At 67.8% G+C, this 23,716-nt stretch carries 19 protein-coding genes and 2 tRNA genes; 9 read left to right on the forward strand and 12 right to left on the reverse strand.

Annotation, left to right across the window (positions count from 1 at the left end):
- Positions 1-20: 20 nt before the first annotated feature.
- The 6 genes from AB0F72_RS02815 to gyrB form a co-directional block, all read right to left on the reverse strand.
- Positions 21-96 (reverse strand) — tRNA-Ala (locus AB0F72_RS02815).
- A 10-nt stretch (positions 97-106) separates the two neighbouring features.
- Positions 107-235, reverse strand: coding sequence for a DLW-39 family protein (locus AB0F72_RS02820; protein WP_360424092.1), 129 nt, complete (start codon positions 233-235; stop codon positions 107-109).
- Positions 236-411: 176 nt separating this feature from the next.
- Positions 412-485, reverse strand: a tRNA-Ile gene (locus AB0F72_RS02825).
- A gap of 79 nt (positions 486-564) precedes the next feature.
- Positions 565-1,437, reverse strand: a complete 873-nt coding sequence (locus AB0F72_RS02830) for a DUF3566 domain-containing protein (protein ID WP_360424095.1) — start codon at positions 1,435-1,437, stop codon at positions 565-567.
- Between the two features lie 3 nt (positions 1,438-1,440).
- Positions 1,441-3,918, reverse strand: a complete 2,478-nt coding sequence (gene gyrA / locus AB0F72_RS02835) for a DNA gyrase subunit A (RefSeq protein WP_360425033.1) — start codon at positions 3,916-3,918, stop codon at positions 1,441-1,443.
- Between the two features lie 142 nt (positions 3,919-4,060).
- A complete protein-coding gene (gene gyrB / locus AB0F72_RS02840) occupies positions 4,061-6,013 on the reverse strand; it encodes a DNA topoisomerase (ATP-hydrolyzing) subunit B (RefSeq protein ID WP_360424098.1) in 1,953 nt (650 codons plus the stop codon).
- 518 nt (positions 6,014-6,531) lie between these two features.
- Between gyrB and AB0F72_RS02845 the strand changes: the two genes are divergently transcribed.
- Positions 6,532-7,098, forward strand: coding sequence for a hypothetical protein (locus AB0F72_RS02845; RefSeq protein WP_360424101.1), 567 nt, complete (start codon positions 6,532-6,534; stop codon positions 7,096-7,098).
- A 25-nt stretch (positions 7,099-7,123) separates the two neighbouring features.
- Here the strand turns inward: AB0F72_RS02845 and AB0F72_RS02850 are convergent, their stop codons facing one another.
- The 6 genes from AB0F72_RS02850 to dnaA form a co-directional block, all read right to left on the reverse strand.
- The gene (locus AB0F72_RS02850; protein WP_360424103.1) at positions 7,124-7,672 is read right to left on the reverse strand and encodes a hypothetical protein; all 549 of its coding nucleotides are present in this window, start codon (positions 7,670-7,672) and stop codon (positions 7,124-7,126) included.
- Positions 7,673-7,743: 71 nt separating this feature from the next.
- Positions 7,744-8,343, reverse strand: coding sequence for a DciA family protein (locus tag AB0F72_RS02855; protein ID WP_360424106.1), 600 nt, complete (start codon positions 8,341-8,343; stop codon positions 7,744-7,746).
- A gap of 268 nt (positions 8,344-8,611) precedes the next feature.
- The gene (gene recF / locus AB0F72_RS02860; RefSeq protein WP_360424109.1) at positions 8,612-9,742 is read right to left on the reverse strand and encodes a DNA replication/repair protein RecF; all 1,131 of its coding nucleotides are present in this window, start codon (positions 9,740-9,742) and stop codon (positions 8,612-8,614) included.
- A 3-nt stretch (positions 9,743-9,745) separates the two neighbouring features.
- The gene (gene gnd, locus AB0F72_RS02865; RefSeq protein WP_014440123.1) at positions 9,746-10,618 is read right to left on the reverse strand and encodes a phosphogluconate dehydrogenase (NAD(+)-dependent, decarboxylating); all 873 of its coding nucleotides are present in this window, start codon (positions 10,616-10,618) and stop codon (positions 9,746-9,748) included.
- A gap of 39 nt (positions 10,619-10,657) precedes the next feature.
- Positions 10,658-11,791, reverse strand: coding sequence for a DNA polymerase III subunit beta (gene dnaN / locus AB0F72_RS02870; protein WP_360424114.1), 1,134 nt, complete (start codon positions 11,789-11,791; stop codon positions 10,658-10,660).
- Positions 11,792-12,981: 1,190 nt separating this feature from the next.
- Positions 12,982-14,763, reverse strand: coding sequence for a chromosomal replication initiator protein DnaA (gene dnaA / locus AB0F72_RS02875; RefSeq protein ID WP_360424117.1), 1,782 nt, complete (start codon positions 14,761-14,763; stop codon positions 12,982-12,984).
- A gap of 592 nt (positions 14,764-15,355) precedes the next feature.
- Here dnaA and rpmH point away from each other — a divergent pair.
- From rpmH to AB0F72_RS02915, 8 genes are all read left to right on the forward strand, one after another.
- Entirely contained in the window at positions 15,356-15,493 is a 138-nt protein-coding gene (gene rpmH, locus AB0F72_RS02880) for a 50S ribosomal protein L34 (protein WP_111650962.1), read from the forward strand.
- A 39-nt stretch (positions 15,494-15,532) separates the two neighbouring features.
- A complete protein-coding gene (gene rnpA, locus AB0F72_RS02885) occupies positions 15,533-15,889 on the forward strand; it encodes a ribonuclease P protein component (RefSeq protein WP_360424120.1) in 357 nt (118 codons plus the stop codon).
- Positions 15,886-16,143: a membrane protein insertion efficiency factor YidD gene (yidD, locus tag AB0F72_RS02890; protein WP_360424123.1), complete on the forward strand. Its 258-nt coding sequence runs from the start codon at positions 15,886-15,888 to the stop codon at positions 16,141-16,143. Before rnpA ends, yidD begins: the two co-directional genes overlap by 4 nt.
- 1 nt (position 16,144) lies before the next feature.
- On the forward strand, positions 16,145-17,164 hold the full coding sequence (yidC, locus tag AB0F72_RS02895; RefSeq protein WP_360424127.1) for a membrane protein insertase YidC: 1,020 nt from the start codon (positions 16,145-16,147) through the stop codon (positions 17,162-17,164).
- Positions 17,165-17,265: 101 nt separating this feature from the next.
- Positions 17,266-17,826 (forward strand): R3H domain-containing nucleic acid-binding protein, encoded by a 561-nt coding sequence (locus AB0F72_RS02900; RefSeq protein ID WP_360424130.1) that lies wholly within the window; start codon positions 17,266-17,268, stop codon positions 17,824-17,826.
- A 140-nt stretch (positions 17,827-17,966) separates the two neighbouring features.
- Positions 17,967-18,713 carry a 16S rRNA (guanine(527)-N(7))-methyltransferase RsmG gene (rsmG, locus tag AB0F72_RS02905; protein WP_360425036.1) on the forward strand — a complete coding sequence of 249 codons (747 nt, stop codon included), beginning with the start codon at positions 17,967-17,969 and terminating at the stop codon, positions 18,711-18,713.
- Between the two features lie 447 nt (positions 18,714-19,160).
- On the forward strand, positions 19,161-20,570 hold the full coding sequence (locus tag AB0F72_RS02910) for a ParA family protein (protein WP_360424133.1): 1,410 nt from the start codon (positions 19,161-19,163) through the stop codon (positions 20,568-20,570).
- Positions 20,567-21,622, forward strand: coding sequence for a ParB/RepB/Spo0J family partition protein (locus tag AB0F72_RS02915; protein ID WP_360424136.1), 1,056 nt, complete (start codon positions 20,567-20,569; stop codon positions 21,620-21,622). The genes AB0F72_RS02910 and AB0F72_RS02915 overlap by 4 nt, the downstream gene beginning before the upstream one ends.
- Positions 21,623-23,716 lie beyond the last annotated feature (2,094 nt).

A 23,716-nucleotide genomic window follows, 5' to 3' on the forward strand; every position in this document is an offset into this window, starting at 1 on the left:
CGCCTGCTGAGCGGCGACTGTGGTGGAGCCCAGGGGACTTGAACCCCTAACCCCCGCCTTGCAAAGGCGGTGCTCTGCCAGTTGAGCTAGGGCCCCTCGCTACGAACTAGCGAAGATCAGGCGACGTGGTGGCCTCGTGCCAGAGAGCGCGCTCGTCGCTGGACTCCTTGACCTTCTTGACGACCAGGTAAGCCGCCCCGGCCACACCAGCGATGATCAGAAGCTTCTTAAGCACGAGCACATCCCCCTAAGAAGGCGTCGAGCAGACTTCCCCCGTACCAAAGGAAAGCGCAACCAACCGGCCAGCGCAACCAAATCGCACCGTGGGGGGTTCGGGGGGCTCGGCCCCCCGGCAGAATGACGAGCGGTCCCGGTCCGCGCTTTTCCGCGAACACAGGACCCCGCCGCTCGTGGGGCTAGATGGAATCGAACCATCGACCTCAGAGTTATCAGCTCTGCGCTCTAACCGACTGAGCTATAGCCCCCTCAACTGCGAGAGGAACGTTACCGCATCGGGTTGCGAGCCTCCAAAGCGGGGGTGGCTCGCAACCCGACCCAGGAGCGTCAGTCCCGTTCGGCGAGCGTCAGCTCGACGCCGCCGACGAGGTCGGCGCAGACGTTGTAGATGAACGCGCCCAGGGTGGCGAGCGCGGTGAACAGCACGACGTTCACCGCGCCGATCAGCATCGACGTGCCGATCACGCCCCAGGCGGTGATCCGGAACGAGCCGCCGGAGCTGCCCTCAGTGCCGCCGCTGGCGGTCACCAGGTCCCTGAGGCTGTTGTTGACCGAACTCCACACGCCCATGGTGTCGAGGGCGAGGTAGAGCACGGACGTCGCGACCACGACCACGATGAAGAGCACGATGGAGACCGCGAATGCGAACTTCATCACGGACCACGGGTCGATCCGCTTGAGGTTCAGGCGGGCCCGGCGGGGCCCGCGCGCGGCGGCCGAGGAGACCGTGGAGCGCGCGGAGCGAACCGCCTCGGAGACACGGGCGGCGCCGACGGCCGCCGACCCCGCGGCCGGCGGGCCGGACCGCTGTTTGGCGGCGCCGGCCGCGGCCGGCGCGGCAGTCCCGGACGGGCGCTGCTGCGGGCCGGTCTGGCCCTGGCCCTGGCCCTGACCGGGTGCTGCGGTCGCGGGCCGACCGGCGGCCGGTGCGGCGCCTTTGCCCTTGGTGACGACCGGCACGGCGGCGGAGCCCTTCACCACGGATGGGCCGCCCGCCGCTTTCCCGTCTCCGGCCGGCTCACCGGGCGGCGGCGGCATGCCGGGCGCCCGGGTGAATTTCGGCGGGGACTGGGCATCGGCGGGGACAGCGGCGCGCCCTGTGCTCTCACGCCCGTTCGGTGCGGCCGCGTCCTTTTTCGCCGCATCGTCCGGAGTCGCTGAGCTCCCCGGGCCCCCCGACTTCGCCTGTGTCTCCGGCATCAACTAGTCCTGTTCGTCAGGCTCGTCGGCATTGCGAGCAAGCGCCACGATGGTTACACCTTCAGGGAGGTCCATCAGCTTGACCCCCATTGTGTTCCGATCCCTCGTGCGCCGTACAGGCTTCACGGGAGTCCGGATGACACCACCATTGCTGGTGATGGCAAACAGTTCATCCTCCGGGCTGATCACCAGAGCACCGACAAGTCCACCACGACGCTCCGTGATCTTGGCGGTCAGGACACCCTTGCCGCCACGGCCCTGTACCGGATACTCCTCGATCGGCGTGCGTTTCGCATACCCACCATTGGTGGCGACCAACACATCCATGCCCTCGCGCACCACTTCCATGGCGAGAAGCTCGTCGTTGTCACCGAACCGCATGCCGATCACACCGGAGGTCGCGCGACCCATCGGCCGCAGGGCCTCATCGGTCGCGTTGAAGCGGATGGCCTGTGCCTTCTTGGAGACCAGCAACAGGTCGTCCTCGGAGGCAGCCAGCGCCGCGCCCACCAATTCGTCATCCTCCCGCAGGTTGATGGCGATGATGCCACCGCTGCGGTTGGAGTCAAACTCCTCGAGGCGGGTCTTCTTCACGAGACCATTCTTAGTGGCGAGCACAAGGTACGGTGCCACCCCGTAGTTCGGAATCTGGATGATCTGGGCAATCTGCTCATCCGGCTGGAAGGCCAGCAGGTTCGCGACGTGCTGCCCCTTCGCCGCCCGGTTCGCCTCGGGCAGTTCGTACGCCTTTGCCCGATATACCCGGCCCTTGTTCGTGAAGAACAGGATCCAGTCATGGGTGGAGATCACGAAAAAGTGCGAGACGATGTCGTCCTGCCGCAGCGTCGCGCCGCTCACTCCCTTGCCGCCACGCTTCTGCGATCGGTACATATCGGTCTTCGTGCGCTTGGCATAACCGGTACGTGTGATCGTCACCACAACGTCTTCGCGCGCGATGAGGTCCTCCATGGAGACCTCGCCGTCGAACGGGATGATCTGGGTGCGCCGGTCGTCCCCGTACTTCTGGACGATCTCGCCGAGCTCCTCGGAGACGATCGCCCGCTGCCGCTCCGGCTTCGCGAGGATGTCCTTGAGGTCGGCGATCTCAACCTCGATCTTGATGAGCTCGTCGACGATCCGCTGCCGCTCCAGGGCGGCCAGGCGGCGCAGCTGCATGTCGAGGATCGCGGTGGCCTGCACCTCGTCCACGTCGAGCAGCTGCATCAGGCCCTGGCGCGAGTCCTCCACAGTGGGCGAACGCCGGATCAGCGCGATCACCTCGTCGAGCATGTCCAGCGCCTTGGCCAGACCGCGCAGGATGTGCGCGCGCTCCTCGGCCTTGCGCAGGCGGTACGCGGTCCGCCGGCGGATGACCTCGATCTGGTGCTCGACGTAGTACCTGATGAACTGCGCCAGGTTCAGCGTGCGGGGCACGCCGTCGACCAGCGCCAGCATGTTGGCGCCGAACGTCTCCTGCAGCTGGGTGTGCTTGTAGAGGTTGTTCAGCACGACCTTGGCGACCGCGTCGCGCTTGAGCACCAGGATCAGGCGCATGCCGGTACGGCCGGAGGACTCGTCCCGGATGTCGGCGATGCCGGTGAGCTTGCCCTCCTTGACGAGCTCGGCGATCCGCTCGGCGAGGTTGTCCGGGTTCACCTGGTACGGCAGCTCGGTCACCACGAGACAGGGCCGGCCCCGGGCGTCCTCCTCCACCTCGACGACCGCACGCATCCGGATCGAGCCGCGGCCGGTCCGGTACGCGTCCTGGATCGCCTGCTGACCGACGATCAGGCCGTAGGTCGGGAAGTCGGGGCCCTTCACGAACTCCAGCAGCGCCTCGAGCGTGGTGGCCTCGTCGGCCTCCGGGTTGTCCAGGCACCACTGGACGGCCGCGGCGACCTCGCGCAGGTTGTGCGGCGGGATCTTGGTGGCCATGCCGACCGCGATGCCCTCGGAGCCGTTGACCAGCAGGTTCGGGAACCGGGCCGGCAGGATCGTCGGCTCCTTGGTACGCCCGTCGTAGTTGTCCTGCATGTCGACGGTGTCCTCGTCGATGTCCCGCAGCATCTCCATCGCCAGCGGGGACAGCTTCGCCTCGGTGTACCGCATGGCGGCCGCCGGGTCGTTACCCGGCGAGCCGAAGTTGCCGTTGCCGTCGATCAGCCGGTAACGCAGCGACCACGGCTGGCCCATCCGGACCAGGGCGTCGTAGATCGACGAGTCGCCGTGCGGGTGGTAGTTGCCCATCACGTCGCCGACGACGCGCGCGCACTTGACGTACCCACGGTCCGGCCGGAAACCGGCGTCGTACATCGCGTACAGGATCTTGCGGTGGACGGGCTTGAGACCGTCGCGGACGTCGGGCAGCGCGCGGCCGACGATGACGCTCATGGCGTAGTCGAGGTACGAGCGCTGCATCTCGACTTCGAGGCCGACCGGCTCGACGCGCTGGGTCACACCGCCGCCGGCATCGTCCTGGATCTCGTCGCCGTCCGGGGGCTCGGGAGTGTCAGTCACTGTTAACCCTTACTCAAGGTGATACCAGGCAAGTACGGCAAAAACCGACAAAATGCTGTGGATAACACTGTGGAAAGTACCTGCACGCTGTGGATACGGCGCTGACTTAGATGTCCAGGAACCGAACATCCTTGGCGTTGCGCTGGATGAACGACCGCCGAGCCTCGACGTCCTCACCCATCAGCACGCTGAACAACTCGTCCGCCACCGCGGCGTCGTCCAGGGTGACCTGACGCAGCGTCCGGGTGTCCGGATTCATCGTGGTGTCCCAGAGCTCCTGGAAGTTCATCTCGCCGAGACCCTTGAACCGCTGGATGTCGTCCGGCTTGGCGTTCGGCTTCTTCTGCTGGCGCAGCGCGATCAGCCCGTCCCGCTCGCGGTCCGAGTACGCGTACTGCGCGTCGTCGCCGCGCTTGTTCCACTTGATCTTGTAGAGCGGCGGCGACGCCAGGTAGACGTGACCGTGCTCGACCAGCGGACGCACGAAGCGGAACAGCAGCGTCAGCAGCAGCGTCTGGATGTGCTGGCCGTCGACGTCGGCGTCGGCCATCAGGATGATCTTGTGGTAGCGCAGCTTCGTGAGGTCGAACTCGTCGTGGATGCCGGTGCCCATCGCCGTGATCAGCGCCTGGACCTCGTTGTTCTTCAGCACCCGGTCGATCCGGGCCTTCTCCACGTTCAGGATCTTGCCGCGGATCGGCAGGATCGCCTGGATGCGGCTCTCCCGGCCGGACTTGGCCGAACCGCCGGCCGAGTCACCCTCGACGATGAACAGCTCGGTCTCGCGCGGGTCGGTGGACTGACAGTCGGCCAGCTTGCCCGGCATCGAGCCGGACTCCAGCAGCGACTTGCGCCGGGCCAGCTTGCGGGCCTGCTGCGCGGCGATCCGGGCGCGCGCGGCCTGATCCGCCTTCGTGATGATCAGCTTGGCGTCCGCCGGGTTGCGGTCGAACCAGTCGGCGAGCTGCTCGTTGCAGACCTTCTGGACGAAGCTCTTCATGTCGGTGTTGCCGAGCTTCGTCTTGGTCTGGCCCTCGAACTGCGGGTTCGCCAGCGTCACCGAGATGATCGCGGCGAGGCCCTCGCGAATGTCCTCACCGGACAGCTTCTGGTCCGCCTTGAGGAACTTCTTCTCCACGCCGTACTTGTTGACGATCGTGGTGAGCGCGGCGCGGAAGCCCTCTTCGTGGGTGCCGCCCTCGTGCGTGTTGATGCGGTTCGCGAAGGTGTAGACCGACTCGCCGTACGACTCGTTCCACTGCATCGCGATCTCGACCGCCATCCCCTCCTCGGGGGCGTCGGCCTCGAACTGGATCACGGTCTTGTGGATGGCGCTCTTCGTCGCGTTGAGGTGCCGCACGAAGTCGGCGATGCCGTCCGAGTACATGAAGGTGACCGAACGGGCCTCACCGTTCTCGTCGACCGAGCTGGGCCGCTGGTCGGTGAAGCTGATGGTCAGTCCCCGGTTGAGGAACGCCATCTCCTGGAGCCGGCGGTAGATCGTCTGGAAGTCGAAGTCGACCGTCTCGAAGATCTCCGGGTCCGGCCAGAACTGGACGGTCGAGCCGGTCGACTCGGTCGTCTCGCCCTTGACCAGCTCACTGGGCTTGGAATAGTCGTACTTCTGCCGCCACACGAAGCCGGACTTGTGAATCTCGACGGCCATCTTGGTGGAGAGCGCGTTGACGACCGAGACGCCGACGCCGTGCAGACCGCCGGAGACCTTGTAGGCCTGGTTGTCGAACTTGCCACCCGCGTGCAGCACCGTCAGCGCGACCTCGACACCCGGCTTCTTCAGCTGCGGGTGCAGGTCGACCGGGAAGCCACGGCCGTTGTCGGTGACCGAAACCCCGCCGTCGGGGAAGATGACCACGTCGATGGTGTCGCAGTAGCCGGCCAGTGCCTCGTCGACCGCGTTGTCCACAACCTCCCAGACGAGGTGGTGCAGACCGCGCTCACCGGTGGAACCGATGTACATACCGGGACGCTTGCGGACTGCCTCGAGGCCCTCGAGAACGGTGATCGACTCGGCACCGTACTCCTGCTTGTTCTCTGACACCCTCGGCCACTTTCTCGCTGCGGACCCATCGGCCCCGCAGCGGGGTTGGCAGGCGCGCCGGCAGCAGCCGCGCGCACGCGTGACACCAGGGAAAACACCCGCGGGGAAGAAGCGGACCACCGGTGGAGCCGTGCGCGCCGGTCGCCGCGGGCGGCCCGCGGATCGTGATCGGCTGAGAAAACCGCGCAGAGTGACGAACCTTCGTCGAGCACAGTTTTCCCGGTCGCCGTCGATTCTACTCCGCCGACACGAGTTGGCGAGGGTGCGGCACCCCTTCCGGGTGCCTGAGAGTCCCGTAGCGCGACTTGAGCCCGATCCCACGTGTTCCCCTACACGGAACTACCGCTCACCGCAATGGCAAGTGCTGCGGCTGCCTCCTGTGCCGGGCGTGGCTGCCGGGCCGGACCGGCACTCACTGCGACACTGCTCGACAGCGGCAGGGGCTGGTGTCGTAACCTCGCCCGCGCGGGCCGGTTACGCCGGAAAGCCGCATGACAGTCCGAGGAGGGGTGGCCCCGATGGCTCACGACAAGGGCCTGGACAACGTCGCCGTGCACTGGCCGCGAACCAATCAGTACTACGACCCGGTCGCGCCCGCTGAGTTCGTCGACTTCGCCAGCATCGCCGACCGGCCCGAGATCGCCGCGCCGACCGGCGCCCTGGCGCTGCACATCGCCAAGACCGGCACGGTACGCGCGACCGCGTACACGGAACTGGTCGACCTGCTCCTGGGCCTCGAAGGCGTGCTCTACGCAACCGACGCGGCCGCCGAGGACGAGGACCCGGTGATCGACCCGGACGGGTGCGCCTGGATCGCCGGCGGTCTGGAGCGCTTCGTCGAGGGCCACGACCAGTTCGGCGACCTCGTCACCTTCGACACCGTCGCGGCCGTGATGCGCACCGCGATCGCCGGTGGCCGCCTCGCCGACCAGCAGCTGCGCTGGCTCGAGCACCGTCTCGCCGCCCTGCGCGACGACGCCGGGAACGCCCCGCACTGGAGTTTCGCCCGCACCGAGCTCGCCATCCTGGCCGGTTTCTACCGCCGGTGCGCCGAGCGGGGCTTCGCCGTCTTCGCGGACTACTGAGATCGCGGCCGGGCTCCCTTTTCGCTCAGTCCCCGGTCCCGGTGAGCCGCCTCGGGTACCGCACCAGCATCGTCACCCCGAAACCGACGAAGAGCGCGACCATCCCGAGAGCGATCCAGAACACCCCGGCCCGATCGGTGCCGGTCTGGTCCTCGCCGGCTTCCGGCGCGGCCAGGCCGGCTCCGGTTGCGGCCGGCTCGGCTCCTGTCGCGCCTGGGCCGGCTCCTGTGGCGGGTGCGCCGGCTTCTGTGGCGGGTGCGCCGGCCAGCAACTCGTTTCCGCTGCACAGCGACGTGGTCCCGGCCACGGAGTAGACCCGGTACCGCCGGCCCTCGTCGAATTGATATCCACAGGACGCCTCGTTGTCCCAAGTGGTCAGTGTCACCTCGGCGCCCGCCGCGCCCTTCAGAACCGTGCCGACGGCGAACTTCACCCGCTCCTCACCGCCCCGGCTTTGCACGGAACGGACCACCCCGTCGAATGCCAGCTCGGCATCCGCGAGCCCGCCGTCGGCACACGAACACGCCCAAGCCGCCTCCGCCGCGAACGGCACGGGCCCGATCACCAAGAGCAACAGAACCAGAATCCGACGCAAGATCATGCAACTCCGACGCACGCGGCCCGTCCCGGGTTCCGTGTCGGGCGTCAGCCGTAGGTGTCGCGCGGTCCGCGGCCCTGCACCCGGCGGGGGCCACGGCTCCAGGAGGGCGCCGCGGGACCGTGGATGTTCAGCTTCGTGACGACGTTGTTGCCCACTTCGCCGGCGATCTGGCGCAGCAGCCTCGCGGCGAGCATGCGCAGCTGGGTGGCCCAGGCCGTGGACTCCGCCTCGACGGTGAGCACGCCGTTCTCCAGCTTCACCGGACGGCTGTGCGAGGCGATGTCCGGGCCGACGACCTTCTCCCACGAGCCGAAGACGGTGGCCTCGGCCTTCGGTTTCTCCCAGCCCCGGGCCTTCATCAGCCGTTCCAGCATGTCGCCGAAGAGCTGCGGGTCGCGCGGATCGGGTCCCGGCCCGGAGTATCCGCGCAGCCGCCGCTCGCCACTGCCGGTCCGGCGCTTGCGGGGTTTGCTCGCCGCCTCCCGCCGCCGGGCCAGCGCCGCGTCCAGGACAGCGCGCGCCAGTTCCGGTCCGGCCAGCTCTTCGCTCTCCGGCCCCTTGCCCTGCGGCTCCCCGTCCGGCCTGCCGGCCCCCGGCCCTGTGCCGTGCGGCCCGGCTCCGGCGTCGCTCCCGGCGTTGTCCACAGGCTGTGCATTCCCGGGCGGAGCGGAGGCCGGCCGGTCCGCAGCGGGCCGCCGGGCCGGAGTCATCCGTGGCTCGGAAGCCGCGCCGCTCCGCGGATCGCCCTGAGCCGCCCTGGAGCGCCCCGCGGCACGCGGACCCGCACCCGACCCACCCCGGAGATCACCCAGAGCCCCACCGAAGAGCTGAGGGGGCTCGTAGGGCACGTCCGGCTCTTCGGGCCACTCCTCTTCCGGCCACTCTTCGTCGGGCCAGGATGACCGTTCCTGGTCAGTCGGCACGGTTCACCCCCCCGATCGTCACGTCGTAGCGGGCGCCCCGCAGCGACGCCGGCACGTCCTCCGGAACGGCGCAGGTCACCAACAGCTGCGCGGCGTCGGAGACGAGCGCGGCGAGACGTTCACGGCGACCGGAGTCGAGCTCGGCGAAGACGTCGTCGAGGACCAGCACCGGCTCGATCCCGTCCGATCGCAGCAGGTCGTAGGCGGCCAGCCGGAGCGCCAGCGCGAACGACCACGACTCGCCGTGGCTCGCGTATCCCTTCGCCGGCAGGTCGCCGAGGTTCAGCGAGAGGTCGTCGCGGTGCGGTCCGACCAGGGTGGTGCCCCGCTCGATCTCCGCGGTACGGCGCTCCTCCAGCGAGGCGAGCAGCGCCTGCTGCAGCGTGGGCCGGTCGGCCGTGAGTGATTCGCCGAGCCGTGACGCGTACGCGATCGACGCCGACGCCCGCCCGGCCGCCACCGCGTCGTAGGCCTTGGTCAGGTGCGGCCCGAGCGCCGCGGCGAGCTCCAGCCGGCCGGCCAGCAGCTCGGCGCCGTGATGAGCCAGGTGCTGATCCCAGACGGCGAGCGTGGACAGGTCCTGGCCCCGCGAGCCGCCGACCTTGCGGGTCAGGTACGCGGTCCGCAGCAGGGCGTTGCGCTGTTTCACCACCCGGTCGTAGTCGGCGCGCACCCCGGCGTAGCGGGGCTGGCGGGCGACGAGCAGGTCGTCGAGGTAGCGGCGGCGCTCGGACGGGTCACCGCGGACCAGCTCCAGGTCCTCGGGGGCGAACAGCACCATGCGCAGCGCGCCGAGCACCTCGCGGGGACGGCGGACCGGTGAGCGGTTGAGGCGGGCGCGGTTCGCCTTGCCGGGGACGATCTCCAGCTCGACGAGGAGCTCACGTCCATCGTGGACGATCGCGCACCGGATCACGGCCGAGGTCGCGCCGGCCCGGACGAGCGGCGCGTCGGTGGCCACCCGATGGCTGTCCAGGGTGGCCACGTAGCCGAGAGCCTCGATGAGGTTCGTCTTGCCCATGCCGTTCTGCCCGACCAGCACGGACACGCCGGGTTCGAGATCCACGGCCACCCGCTCGTAGGAACGGAAGTCGGTGAGCTCGACCCGGCGTACGTGCATCGATCAGCGCTTGACGGCGTGGCCGCCGAACTGCTGACGCAGCGCGGCGACGGCCTTCATCGCGGGCGAGTCGTCCTGGCGCGACTCAAAACGCGTGAAGATCGAGGCGGCCAGGACATGGGCGGGAACGGCGAGGCGGACGGCCTCGTCGACGGTCCAGCGGCCCTCGCCGGTGTCCTCGACGTAGCCCTTGAGGTTGGCCAGCGTCGGGTCCTCGTCGAGCGCACGGTCCAGCAGGTCGAGCAGCCAGGACTTGACGACACTGCCCTCGCGCCAGCTCTTGATGACCGCCGGCACGTTGTCGACCAGCTCGGACGCCAGGAGGATCTCGTAACCCTCGCCGTACGCCTGCATCATCCCGTACTCGATGCCGTTGTGGATCATCTTGGCGTAGTGGCCGGCACCGTGCGTGCCGGCGTGCGCGAAGCCGAACTCACCGGCCGGCTTGAGCGCCTCGAAGATCGGCTTGCAGTGCTCGACCTGGGCGGCCTCACCGCCGACCATCAGCGCGTACCCGTTGGTGATCCCCCAGACGCCGCCGGAGACGCCGACGTCGAGGTAGTGGATGCCCTTGGCCTTCAGCCGCTCCGCGCGCGGCCCGTCGTCGGTGAACTTCGAGTTTCCACCGTCGATGATGATGTCGCCCTCGGAGAGCAGCCCCGAGAGCTCGTTGATGGTGTCTTCGGTGATCTGGCCGGCGGGCACCATGGTCCAGATCACACGCGGCGCAGCGAGCTTCTCGACCATCTCGGCCAGGCTGGCGACGTCGCGCTTGTCCGGATGGTGGTCGAATCCGACGACTTCGTGCCCTGCCGCACGCAGTCGTTCCCGCATGTTGCCACCCATTCGGCCGAGACCGATCAGGCCGAGTTGCATGGTGTTCTCCCTAGATGTGCGATTGCTTCAAGCCCAGTATCAGCGAGTCACCCGGATCGGCATGATCAGATAGCGGTAACCCGAGATGATTTCGCCGCTTTCGGCAGCGGGGGAGATCACAGCGGGCTTGAAGGCGTCGACGAAGGAGAGCACGGCGGTCGGTGCGCCGAGGTTCTGCAGACCGTCGATCAGGTACTGCGGGTTGAACCCGATCGTCAGCGGTTCACCGGTGAAGGCGGCCTCCATGGCCTCGCTCGCGCGGGCCTCCTCGGTGCCACCGGCCTCGACCACCAGACCGTCCTCGCTGAAGCTCAGCAGCACCGGGGTGGTGCGCTCGGCGACCAGCGCGACGCGGCGGACGACCTCGACCAGCGCGGAGACGGCCACCCGGGCCTCGGCGTTGTGCGAGGCGGGGAAGAGCGACCGCACCGGCGGGTAGTTCGCACCGTCCAGGAGGCGGCTCGTGGTGCGGCGGGTGCCACCGGCAAAACCGATCATGCCCTCACCGGCGCTGCCCTGCGCGAGAGCCAGGGTGACGGCGCCACCGAGCGGGCCGAGCGTCTTGGCGGTGTCGTTGAGGGTCTTCGCCGGGACCAGAGCGTTGAGGCTGATCTCCGGGTCGTCCGGGTTCCACTCGATCTCGCGCATCGCGAGCCGGTAGCGGTCGGTCGCCAGCATCGCCATCGACGTGCCGTTCAGCTCGATCCGCACACCGGTCATCATCGGCAGCGTCTCGTCCCGGCCGGCCGCGACGGCCACCTGGGCGACCGCTGAGGCGAACGTGGCGGCGTCGACGGTGCCGGTGCTGGACGGCATCTCCGGAAGCGTCGGGTAGTCCTCCACCGGCATGGTGGGAAGCGTGAATCGGGCGCTGCCGCAGACCAGCTCGAGATGCGCACCGACAGCGGCGATGTCCACCGGCTTGCCGGGCAGCGCCTTGGTGATCTCAGCGAGCAGGCGGCCGGAGACCAGCGCGGCGCCGTCGGCGTCCGCCTGAACCTCGACACTCACCTGGCTCGAGACCTCGTAGTCGAATCCTGAGACCTGTAGCCGCCCGTCCGTGACCCGCAGCAGGACACCGGCGAGCACCGGAACCGACGGCCGGCTCGGCAGGCTCTTGGCTGTCCAGGCCACGGCGTCGGCAAGCGCGTCTCGCTCCACCCGGAACTTCATGCTGTCCTCCGCGATGCTTCCTCTTACGGGGGCGTAGACCCCACTGAACTCTATGGCTCGGGTCGTCTTCGTGCGCGCCCGACCCTCGGTGCCGAGCAGTCGAGCTGATGAGGCTTCAGAGCCGGATCCGGCTCATCCACACCTTCCACAACGCTGATGATTGTTTTTTGTTCTCTATTAAAGAGATAACTAGTCGTCTTCATCGGTGCTGTGGATTCTGTGGAGAACCGGAGTTCGCCCTGGTCAGGGAGTTATCCACCGGTGATTCACAGGTGGATAACCAGGGTACAAACCCCGGTCTGTGTCCACAGTCGTGGACCTGAGGGGCGGTTGTCCACCGCTGTCCCCAGGTTGTCCCCAGGTTGTCCACCGGGTTTATCCCCTGCCCTGGGGATAACGCGGGGACGCAACCGTCACGTTGTCCCCAGAACCTTCAACAGGAAATCCACAGGCGTCCACAGACGGTTGACTAGTTTGGTGACGCACAGTGTCTGTCCACATCGATTTCCACAGGGTCGGTCCACATCTGTGGGTTTCGGTGTCGGCCGTCGTCCACCGGTTGGGGACAAAGCCTGTGGACGCCTGTGGATTAGTGTGGACAACGTTGGCACGAAACTGACCCGTTCCGACGTTGACAAGTCGTGTTTCGGTAGCCCTGAAAACTAACTGCGATGAGCGTCGATATGTGCGCTGAGCTGCGATGATCTGGGTATAACTTGTGGAGAACCCGGTGCATAACCGGTGGATAACTCGACCGCTTTTGCCATAGGCGCTGGTCAAGGGCCTGTGTATATGTGGCCAATGTGGTTCGTGGGGCCTGTGGGTAACCGGTACGGACGCTGCCGACCGCGGTGACTGTCCCCAGACGCGGTGATCAACAGGGACGATCGGCACCACAGCCTGTGGACAACTCGCGCGGGATGGGCGCTGAGCTGGGAATTGTGGGTTGTGCACAGAGCCACGCCGCGGAAGAACAGCGTCAGCGGGCCGGCGCGCATCGCGACCCTCGCGCGCATCGCGGAAGCGCCCTGGACGGTGGGTCCGTTGGGAAACGGGCGCCGCGGGGATGGCGAGTGGGCAGGCCCGCCGGAAGGCGGGTGAGAGCCGGACCGACGCGGAGGTCCCTGCCGGACGGGCCGTCCAGCCCCCGTGGTGCGGTTGGCCGGCCGGATCGGCACGTACCTGATGGGTCAGGTGTTTTGTTTGATGCGGTTCGTCAGCTCGGCGATCTGGTTGTAGAGCGAGCGGCGCTCGGCCATGTGCTGGCGGATCTTGCGGTCGGCGTGCATGACGGTGGTGTGGTCGCGGCCGCCGAACGCCTGGCCGATGCGGGGCAGCGAGAGGTCGGTCAGCTCGCGGCAGAGGTACATGGCCACCTGGCGGGCGTTGACGAGCACCCGGCTGCGGGAGTGTCCGCGGAGGTCTTCGAGGGAGACGCCGAAGTAGTCCGCGGTGGAGACCATGATCTGGTCAGCGGTGATCTCCGGGCCGGCGCCGTCCGGCATGAAGTCGCGGAGGACTTCCTCGGCCAGGGAAAGCTGAACCGGCGAGCGGGTGAGGCTGGCGAACGCTGTCACCCGGATGAGGGCGCCCTCGAGTTCCCGGATCGAGTTAGAGACGCGCGAGGCGATGAACTCCAGGACGTCGTCCGGGGCGTACATCCGCTCCTGCGCGGCCTTCTTCTGCAGAATCGCGATACGCGTCTCCAGATCCGGCGGCTGGATGTCGGCGAGCAGGCCCCATTCGAAGCGGGTCCGCATCCGGTCCTCCAGCGTGGCCAGCTGGCGCGGCGAGCGGTCGGAGCTGATCACGATCTGCTTGTTCGCGTTGTGCAGCGTGTTGAAGGTGTGGAAGAACTCCTCCTGGGTCCGCTCGCGGTTCTCCAGGAACTGGATGTCGTCGATCAGCAGGATGTCGACGTCGCGATAGCGCCGCTGGAACGCCTGGGTCTTGTCGTCCCGCAGGCTGTTGATGAAATCGTTGGTGAACTCCTCGGTCGACACGTAGCGCACCGAGCGGGCGTGGCCCAGTGTGGTGGCGTAGTGGCCGATCGCGTGCAGGAGATGCGTCTTGCCCAGCCCGGAGCTGCCGTAGATGAACAGCGGGTTGTACGCCTTCGCGGGCGACTCCGCGACGGCGACCGCCGCGGCGTGCGCGAACCGGTTGGACGAACCGATGACGAACGTCTCGAACATGTACTTCGGATTGAGACGGTTGCCGTCGTTGCCACCGGGGCGCGGTGAGGCGCCGGGACCGCGCAGGTCGACCGGCGGCCGGCCGGGGCCGTTGTCACCACGGGTCGGCGGCATCATCTCCGACCGGCGTTGCGCCGCGTCGGATGTGGCGCGCGGCATGCCCGAGTCGGCCGGCGACGGGGACTCCGCGGCCTTCTCCACCGGGCGAGCCTGCGGGCGGTTCATCGGCGGCTGCGGCAACTGCGGCGGCATCGGGTCGGCGAAAAGCGTCTCCTGGCCGTCGCGCGCGCTGGGCACGCTGCGCGAGTGCTGCGCGGACCCGGTCGGGTACGGCTCCGGCGCACGTTGCTGCCCCGGATATCCGGGGAGCTCGGGCTGGTACGGGCCGGCATCGTCGTATCGGGCCGGCTCGTCGTATCGGGGCGGGTCGGCGTAATGACGTGGCTGCGGCTCCAGCTGTGTCGGAGCGGCGTCGATCGGGGTGCCGTAAACCGTGCCGGGGATGCCCGAGCCGTCCTCCGGCGGGCGCACCGTGACCGCGACCTGTATCGGCCGGCTCAGCCGGCGGGTCAGCACCTCGGTGATCGCTCCCCGCATCCGGGACTCGATGACGTCCCGGGTGAACGCGTCCGGAACCGACAACAGAGCGGTGTCCTCGACGATCGCCCGGAGACGGACCAGCTGAAGGTAGGCGCGCTGCTGCGGTGAGGCGATCTCGTCGGACAACTCACCCAGAGTTGCCTTCCACACCTCACCAAGGTCGACCTGATCGGCCACCGCCGCGCCACCCCCATCGCCACCGACCCCCGGTGGACCTTGTATCCGGCCTTTCCGCCTGGACGCTGACGACGCCCCGTACAGGCACCGCTCGGCCCTCAACCATGTCCAGTCAAGGTGCTGAACACGCACGGCGCCACCGGCTATCCACAGGTTATCCACAACCTGTGGTGTTGCCAGTGGCCGCTCCCGGCCTTCAGTGGTCGGCAGATTTTCCGGAGCCTGTAGTGGCGCGGGCTGAAAACAGGCTCACCGTGGCGAACGATCCACCTGCTTGTCCGGTTTTGGCCGCCGCTTCGCGGTGTGCGAACGGCCGGTGAGACCAGCAACCGCGCACGCTAACAGCGGTGACAGGTGGACTACAACCGCAGACCGGGCCCGCCCCTGCACGTTTGCAGGAAAAGATTCACTTTGTGCGCGGAAAGACCTGGTGGCTGCTGTCAGGCCCAGCCTGTCGGCGTGCCGACCAAGGATATGGTTGACCCCGAGATGGCCTCTCCGTAGGGTTGGGCGGTTGCTCCGCCGCGTTCTGCTAAAGTGGCGTCTTGCAGCCCGATGCCCCCTGGACGTAGTACGAAGACGGAGTTCTGACGTGAGCAAGCGCACCTACCAGCCGAACAACCGCCGGCGTGCCAAGACCCACGGCTTCCGGCTGCGCATGCGCACCCGTGCCGGTCGCGCCATCCTGTCGTCCCGCCGGACCAAGGGCCGCGACAAGCTGTCGGCCTGATCCGACCGTTTGACGCAGTCCCGAATGCTCAGGTAACCCGTGCTGGCCGCGGCACAGCGACTGCGACGTAGCACGGACTTCGCCGCAGCGATTCGCGGTGGCCGTCGTGCCGGCCGCGGGACCCTGGTCGTTCATCTGCTTATCGAGGAGCCGGCGTTCGCCTCTACGGCGCGCGCCGGCTTCGTCGTATCCAAAGCAGTGGGCAACGCGGTGACCCGTAACAAGGTCCGCCGCCGGTTGCGTCACCTCGTCCGGCCCCTTCTCGCCGATCTGCCGGAGTGCACGGTCCTGGTGGTCCGGGCGTTGCCGCCGGCCGCCGAGGCGTCGTTCGCCACTCTCGCCGCGGACCTGGAGGGGGCGCTCGCGGCAGCCCGCAAACCCCGGCGGCCGCGATGAGCGTCGCTGCCCGGCTCCTGACCGCAGCGGTCGTCGCGTACCGTCGATACTTGAGTCCGGTGCTGCCGGCACGCTGTCGGTTCTACCCCTCGTGCAGCGCTTACGCCCAGGAGGCCCTGGCGCGGCACGGCGCGGTGCGAGGGACGGGCCTGGCGATCTGGCGGCTCCTGCGCTGCCACCCTTTCCACCCTGGCGGGTACGACCCGGTGCCTGAGCGGATCCGTCACCGTCCTGCCGATGTGACTGGAGCTTAGATTGAGTCTCGACTGGATCTACACCGCCATTTCGTGGATCCTTCTGCGCTGGCATGCCCTGTGGGACGCCATCGGCATCCCCGACGACCGAGTGCTCGGCACCAACTGGGCCTGGATCCTGGCGATCATCTTCCTGGTCGTGACCCTGCGGATCATCCTGTTCCCCGTCTTCGTCAAGCAGATCAAGAGCCAGCGGGCGATGCAGGCGCTGCAGCCGAAGGTCAAGGCTCTGCAGGACAAGCACAAGGGCGACAAGGAAACGCTCCAGAAAGAAATGATGGAGCTGTACCGGACGGAGAAGGCCAACCCGCTGATGGGTTGCCTTCCGATGTTCCTGCAGATCCCCGTCTTCTTCGGGCTCTTCCACGTCCTTCAGCACCTGGACCCGTCGATCTCCGAGAAATACAAGCTTCTGTACGGGTGGTCGCTGGAGCAGTTCGACAGCGCCGCGAACGCGCACCTGTTCAACGCCCCGATCAGCGCGAAGTTCGGCTCGAGCGCCGCTGAGCTGGCGGCCGTGGGCGCCGACGGCACCACCGTGAAGGTGCTGGCCGGCATCCTGGTCCTGATCATGATGGGGACCACGTTCCTCACCAGCCGTCAGATGATCCTCAAGACCGGCTGGGCCGAGGACCCGCAGCAGAAGATGATCCAGCGCCTGATGCTCTACGGCATCCCGTTCTCGCTGCTCATCTCCGGTGCGCTGTTCCCGATCGGTGTGGTCATCTACTGGGTGACGAACAACCTGTTCACCCTCGCGCAGCAGCAGTGGGTGCTCCGGAAGTTCCCGCCGGTCCAGCTGAACAAGAACGCGTCGACGGCCCGCCCGGCGGCCTCCGGCTCCCGCTCCACCAGCAACAGCCCGGTCCAGCCGGCCCGTACCGGTGGCCTGTTCGGCCGCAAGGCCGCTCCGGAGCCGGTCAGCCCGGTCGTCGACACCAAGGCTCTCGCCCCGAAGCCCGGCGCCAAACCGGTGAATCCGAAGAAGGGCACCCGCCCGGCGACCAAACCCAAGGGATGATCGCAGCTCGGGCCCGGGCTTCCGGGCCCGAGCGCTCCCCTTGATCTCGCCACAGACCTCCCCGCTCAGCGGGAAATATCGGACACAACGGAGATGAGACCGTGACCGACACCAGCACTCCCCCTTCCGCCGAGTCGACCGAAGCGGAGGCCTCGCCGACCGCGGCTGACGAGACGAAGAAGTCGGAGAGCGTCGCCTCGGACAGCGACCTGTTCCGTCAGAGCGAGATCGCTGCGGATTACGTCGAGGGTCTGCTGGACATCCTCGACTACGACGGTGACATCGACGAGCTGGTCTCGGCCGGCCGGCCGATGGTCGAGGTGGTCGGTGGCCGGCTGCAGCCGCTCGTCGGCCAGCGCGGCGCCACGCTCGAGGCCCTCCAGGAGCTCACCCGTCTGGCGATCTTCCGGGCGACCGGTTCGCCGAGCCGGCTGCTGCTCGACATCGGCGGCTACCGCGCGGCTCGCCGCAAGGAGCTCGCCGCCGTCGCCCGCAACGCCGTCGAGAAGGTGAAGGAGCACGGCGACCCGGTGCGACTCGAAGCGATGTCGGCCTTCGAGCGCAAGTGCGTGCACGACGTGGTCAACGCGATCCCGGGCGTGCAGAGCGAGTCCGAGGGCGTCGAGCCCAACCGCCGCATCGTGGTGCGCGCGGCGGACTGATCGTGACCGACCCACGCCACGGCGCGGGTGACCTCGGCCCGGGCCTCGAATCGCCCGGGCCGTCGTCGTTCCCGCCCTCAGTTGTCACCTCGCCACCGGCTCAGTTCGCTGAGGCGGCCGCCGCGGTCTTCGGCGATCGTCTGGCGCTGGCGGGGCGCTATGCCGAGCTGCTCGCCACCGAGGGAGTGATCCGGGGCCTGATCGGGCCTCGGGAGACGCCCCGGCTCTGGGAGCGTCATCTCATCAACTGCGGTGTTATGTCGCAGATAATCCCGTCCGGCGCTTCGGTCGTGGACGTCGGCTCTGGTGCCGGTTTGCCCGGTATCGTGCTGGCAGTGGCACGGCCGGATCTCGTCATCACGCTTGTCGAGCCGCTGGCCCGGCGCACCGCGTTCCTTGACGAGGTGGTCGAGCTTCTCGATCTGGACAACGTCACGGTGATCCGCGGCCGTGCGGAAGAGGTGGCCGGCCGGATCGAGGCCGACATCGTCACGGCCCGTGCCGTGGCGGCCTTGGACAAGCTGGCCGGGTGGTGTCTGCCGCTCGCCAAGGTCGGTGGGCGGTTGCTGGCACTCAAGGGTGCCTCGGCGGCTGAGGAGGTTGCCGAGCACGGGGCGGCGCTGTCCGCGCTGGGCGGCGGCGAGGTGACGGTCCGGCTCTGCGGTGAGGGATTGATCGACCCGCCGGCGACGGTGGTGGACGTGGTCAAGGAACGTCAGGTCGCGCCGGTTCGGGGTTCTCGGGTCGGGGATGGTCGTGGTTCGCGGAGCCGGGATGGTCGCGTTTCTGGGGACCGTGGTGGTCGCGTTTCTGGGGACCGTGATGAGCGTGGCGGGCGCGGTGGGGATCCGCGCGGTGATGGGCGAAGGAAGGCTCGGAGGCGATAGATGGGCAAGCGGGGTGCACGGAAACGAGCCGTTCGGAAGTCGCACCCCGCACAGTCCCGTTCTGTCGAGCGCAATCCGCTGGGGGCGGAGGAAACCCGTGGGTCGCAGTCACCCGGTTCGCACAGTGAGCCTCTGACCGGAACTGAATGGAGTGCTGGGCCTCGGGTTGTGTCCGGCTTTCTGGTTTGGCCTGCGGTGGACGGGGTGCTCCGGGAATCGGCGGGACCGTCCTCTGGCGCGGTTGTTGATTTGGTTCAGGGTGCCGTGTCCGGCTGGGCGGGTCGCGGGAACGGTGATCTGAGGGGTCTGAGCGGCACTGTGGCGCCCGAAGTCGTGGCGTCGGCCCGGACGGCGGGTGTTGATGTTTTCCGGGCTCACGATGATTCTGGGGGTGGCGGGACTGGGTCGGTGCGGTTGTGGGAGGCGGTCCCCCGTACGAAATCGGAATTGAAGCCTGCGTTGCAGCGAGCCGGCGGCGATGCCGGGGGGTTGTTGCGACTCGTGCCGGGGGCGATGGTCTTCCGGGAAGGCTCCTCGCAAGGTTCTTTGGTCAGCGCAGCGACGACTTTGTGCTCGATTCATCAGACTTCGGACCATGGCAACACCTGCCCGGCCCCCGTAGGCTGGCTGGGCGTCGATAGTGTGGACCGGATTTCTGTTGCCGGGGCCCACGTTCTGCCGGCCAACCCGTTCCTAGCCAACAGGGATGAAGCGGTGCATGAGTACGGTGTTTCACGTGAAACCGAGTCGCCTCTCGACAGGCCGTCGGGAGTGAGCGTGGGCGGACCGCACGCTGGCGACCAAAACGTTCCGCTGCCTCGAGCAGGCGGATATGGCCCACCGGGTCAGTACGGCTATGGCATTTCGCCCGCTTCCGGGGCAGTGGTGCCGCCGACTGCGGCCGCGCCGCCGCCCGGCGCGCCAATTCCTGGCGTCCCCGTTCAGTCGGACGAGCATGTTTCACGTGAAACGCCGGGCGGGGTTGAGGACGATCCGCCCCTTGCCATGGAAGCGTTGCGAGCTGTGCAGATCCTCAACCCGAGCGGCGAGATCGTCATGCCGCGCCCGGACCACCCGAGGGTGATTTGCGTCGCCAACCAGAAGGGCGGCGTCGGGAAGACGACCACGACGGTGAACCTGGCGGTGGCTCTCGCCCTCCACGGCAACCGCGTCCTGGTGGTGGACCTCGACCCGCAGGGCAACGCCTCCACCGGTCTGAACGTGCCGCACCACGCCGGCGTGCCGGACGTCTACGACTGCCTGATCGACAACGTGCCGCTGGCTGAGGTGGCACAGGGGGTCGAGGGCATTCCGAACCTGTTCTGTGTCCCGGCCACCATCGATCTGGCCGGTGCGGAGATCGAGCTCGTCTCCGTGGTGGCTCGTGAATCCCGGCTCGCCCGGGCGATCGCCGGGCACCCGGAGAAGTTCGACTACGTCTTCATCGACTGCCCGCCGTCGCTGGGTCTCCTCACGGTCAACGCCCTGTGCGCCGCGCAGGAGGTGCTGATCCCGATTCAGTGTGAGTACTACGCGCTGGAGGGCCTCAACCAGCTGATCAACAACATCAACCTGGTACGGCAGCACCTGAACCCGACGCTGGACGTGTCGACGATCCTCCTGACGATGTACGACCGCCGGACCCGGCTGGCCGACGCCGTCGAGCAGGACGTCCGCAACCACTTTGGGACGAAGGTTCTGAACGCTGTCATTCCCCGGAACGTGCGAGTCTCGGAGGCTCCCAGCTACGGCCAGTCTGTGATGACCTACGATCCGGGATCACGGGGTGCGACCAGCTATTTCGAGGCCGCCCTGGAGATCGCTATGCGTGGGGTCAACACGGGAGGCACGGCATGAAGAACCGTCCGCGGGGTGGCCTGGGCCGCGGCCTAGGTGCGTTGATCCCCACGGCGCCTGCTGCTGAACCTGCAGCAGCGCCCGCCTCCACCGAGGCGGCGGTTCCCGAGCCGGCGGCGGCTTCAGCGCCGGCGGCGACTGCTGTGATCACTGCGACCCCGCCCGCGCCGGTCTCGGCGCCGCCGGCCGTCGCGGAGACCGAACTGGCGCCGGTGCCGGGGGCCCGGTTCGCCGAGTTGCCGGTCGGTGCCATCGAGCCGAACGCGAAACAGCCGCGCCACGTGTTCGACGAGGAAGCGCTGGAGGAACTCAAGACCTCCATTCAGGAGGTCGGCTTCCTTCAGCCGATCGTGGTGCGCGATATCGGCGATGGCCGATACGAGTTGGTCATGGGTGAGCGGCGGTGGCGAGCTGCTCAGGCGGTCGGCAAGGACACGATCCCCGCGATCGTCCGGGACACGCCCGATGACGCGATGCTCCGAGACGCCCTGCTGGAGAACATCCACCGGGCGAACCTGAACCCTCTTGAAGAGGCTGCCGCGTATCAGCAGTTGCTCGAGGAGTTCGGTGCCACGCACGAGGAGCTGGCCCGCCGGATCGGGCGTAGCCGGCCGCAGATCTCCAACACCATAAGGCTGATGAATCTGCCGGCGCCGGTGCAGCGGCGGGTTGCTGCGGGAGTGTTGTCGGCGGGGCATGCTCGGGCGCTGCTCGGACTGGACGACAGTGAGGCCCAGGAGAAGCTCGCGCTACGGATCGTTGCCGAAGGGCTCTCTGTGCGGGCCACCGAGGAGCTTGTTCAGCTCGCCGTGGCTGAGGGGCCGGTGAAGAAGACGGCACCGGCCCGGCGGGCGAAGGTGCACGCCCCGGCACTGAACGATCTGGCGGAGCGGTTGTCGGACCGGTTCGACACGCGGGTGAAGGTCGATATCGGTCGCAACAAAGGGAAGATCACGATCGAGTTCGCTACCGTGGATGACCTTGAGCGGATAGTGGGCATGATCGGTGTTGAGGAAGAGGGCGCGCGGCGGGATGGCGCGGGCTCGGAGTAATCCGGGGTTTGGCTCTTTCGGGGTTGTTGTGTTCGGCGCGTTCCGGTTCTGGGACGCGCCGATGTGCTTTTTCGGGACGTGAATGGGGTTCGGGGCGCTTCTCTCAGAACGATTCTCCTGAGGTTTTCGTGGTGGAGAGGGTGTCGGGGTTGGCCGTTTCGAATAGCGTTTTTGATCGCCTATTGTCCTGCTTGGTCGGGATTGATCTTCGGTGGAGATGGGTCGGGGGTCATGGGCCTACGCCTTGTCGGGAGGCGGCGGGCGGCGGGCGGCAGTTGGCAAGCCGGGGGCGGCAGCTGGCGAGTGGCGGGTGGCAGCTGGCAAGTGGCGGGCGGCTGGCTGGCAGTCTGCGTGGGGCCAGCCGCCAGCGGCAGTCAGTGGGAGGCGGCGGTCAGCGGCTCGGCAGCCGGCGAGCGGCCGGTGACTAGCCGGCAGGAGGCTAGCGGCTCGGCAGGCGGTCAGCGGCACGGTCAGCGGTCAGCGGTCAGCGGCACGGTAAGCGGTCAGCTGTTCGGCGGGCGACCGGCGGTTAGGTAGGCGGTCAGCGATTCGGTCCGCGGTCAGCGGCAGGCTGCCGGCGGCTGCGGCTGCGGCTGCGGCGGCTGGCGGCGGCCGGTGACGGCAGGGCTGTGGCTGGCGGCGAGATCCTGGTTCAAGCGTAGTGATCGGCGGTCGGCTGTGGCTGGCGGGGAATCGTGGTTTGGGCGAGTGACCGGTGGCCGACGTTGCAAGTTTCGGCGTTCGGCGGCGGGGTGCTGTGCGGTGGGCGGTAGGTAATGGCGGCGACGGGGGTGCGGCGCGGTGGGCAGTCGGTAGTGGCGGGCGGCGCGGTGGGCGGTTAGCAGTGGCGGCGGCGCGGCGGGCGGGTAGCTGTGCCCTCGTAGTGAGCGGGGTTCGAAGGTTCGGTGGCCTTTGGGAGCCGCCGGCCATTCGCGCGGTTTCACGTGAAACCGACCGGGATTCCTCTGAGGAGTTTGACGGGTGCTGTTGCGCTGCTGCTGCTGCTGCTGCCGCCGCCGCCGTGCCGCTGTTGCTGCTGCTGACGCTGGCACTTCCGGATACTCGGGCGGTCGGAGGTGAGGCATAGGCCTCGGGCGCTGGTTGACCTTCCGGGCATGCGTCGATGGCGAAGTGCCGCACAGGGGGAGCCTCGGGCGGTGGGTTCGAATCTACGTTTGGGCTGAGGCGGGCATGATGGCGCAGAGGTCAGAAAGCGCGAGGATTGTCGGTCAGGATTGTCGTGTAGGAGCCGGGCCGTGTGCGTAGTCCGCTGGGGAGGGGGCTGGCAAGGTAACGGTGGCGATATCCGAGGCCCAACCAAGAGCGCTGTGTCCGGGCGGCGGCTATTAGGAATGCGCCACCGGTTTCACGTGAAACGGCGACGCAAGGCTGATGCCGTGGCCTACTCGCATGGCGGTGTTGGCCGTGTGATCGGCGACTGGGGCTCACCGGTTCTACGGCAGTGCCCACTGTCGGTCCGAACTCGGTTGGAGAGCCTATGCAGCGGTGCGCAACCTCTTGCCACCGCGAGCTGGCTGCGACTCGCCAATACGAGCGGATATGGCCGCGCGCTTGGGTGCAATCGGTCTGCCGAACGGATGCCGACGGCACTGGCGGATCGGTTTCACGTGAAACACGTAGCCACCGATCAGGCGGCGACTCGGAGGCAATTTTCATCTGCGCTCACACCATGCCGTGGCGAGCTTCCTTCCCTACCACCCAGGTGCCGCTAGGAGAGGCGGCCTGCGGTTGCCGCAAGGAGAGGAGGCCTGCGGTTGCCGCTAGGAGGGATACCCGAGGTGCCCACCGGCCGGTACCAAGAGCCGCCTTCGTTGACCTGCAACGGCTACGAGTGGCCAAGGATCTACCCGCGCCGGTTTCACGTGAAACACGTCTCCCACCTGAGGGCGTCCGCCAAACGGTGGATCATCGCCACCCCCGGAGGCTTCCCCGGCGATCTGAGACCCGCTCGGCTACCACCCTCCGTAGCGAACCCTCGCAGAGACGGTTTTCCCTCTGCCTACATACGCCAACACCACTATCCACAACCTGTGTGTGGCGCATGTTGAGGAAGCCGCGTGCTCCGTTTCACGT

Source organism: Actinoplanes sp. NPDC023936 (assembly GCF_040639325.1).
In the GTDB taxonomy this organism is placed as follows: domain Bacteria; phylum Actinomycetota; class Actinomycetes; order Mycobacteriales; family Micromonosporaceae; genus Actinoplanes.

Excerpts from the sequence above, each read along its gene's own strand:
- AB0F72_RS02845 (WP_360424101.1), top strand. The coding sequence starts at position 6,532 with ATGGCTCACGACAAGGGCCTGGACAACGTCGCCGTGCACTGGCCGCGA.
- yidD (WP_360424123.1), top strand. The coding sequence starts at position 15,886 with ATGAGCGTCGCTGCCCGGCTCCTGACCGCAGCGGTCGTCGCGTACCGT.
- gnd (WP_014440123.1), bottom strand. The coding sequence starts at position 10,618 with ATGCAACTCGGCCTGATCGGTCTCGGCCGAATGGGTGGCAACATGCGG.
- AB0F72_RS02915 (WP_360424136.1), top strand. The coding sequence starts at position 20,567 with ATGAAGAACCGTCCGCGGGGTGGCCTGGGCCGCGGCCTAGGTGCGTTG.
- dnaN (WP_360424114.1), bottom strand. The coding sequence starts at position 11,791 with ATGAAGTTCCGGGTGGAGCGAGACGCGCTTGCCGACGCCGTGGCCTGG.
- recF (WP_360424109.1), bottom strand. The coding sequence starts at position 9,742 with ATGCACGTACGCCGGGTCGAGCTCACCGACTTCCGTTCCTACGAGCGG.
- AB0F72_RS02830 (WP_360424095.1), bottom strand. The coding sequence starts at position 1,437 with ATGCCGGAGACACAGGCGAAGTCGGGGGGCCCGGGGAGCTCAGCGACT.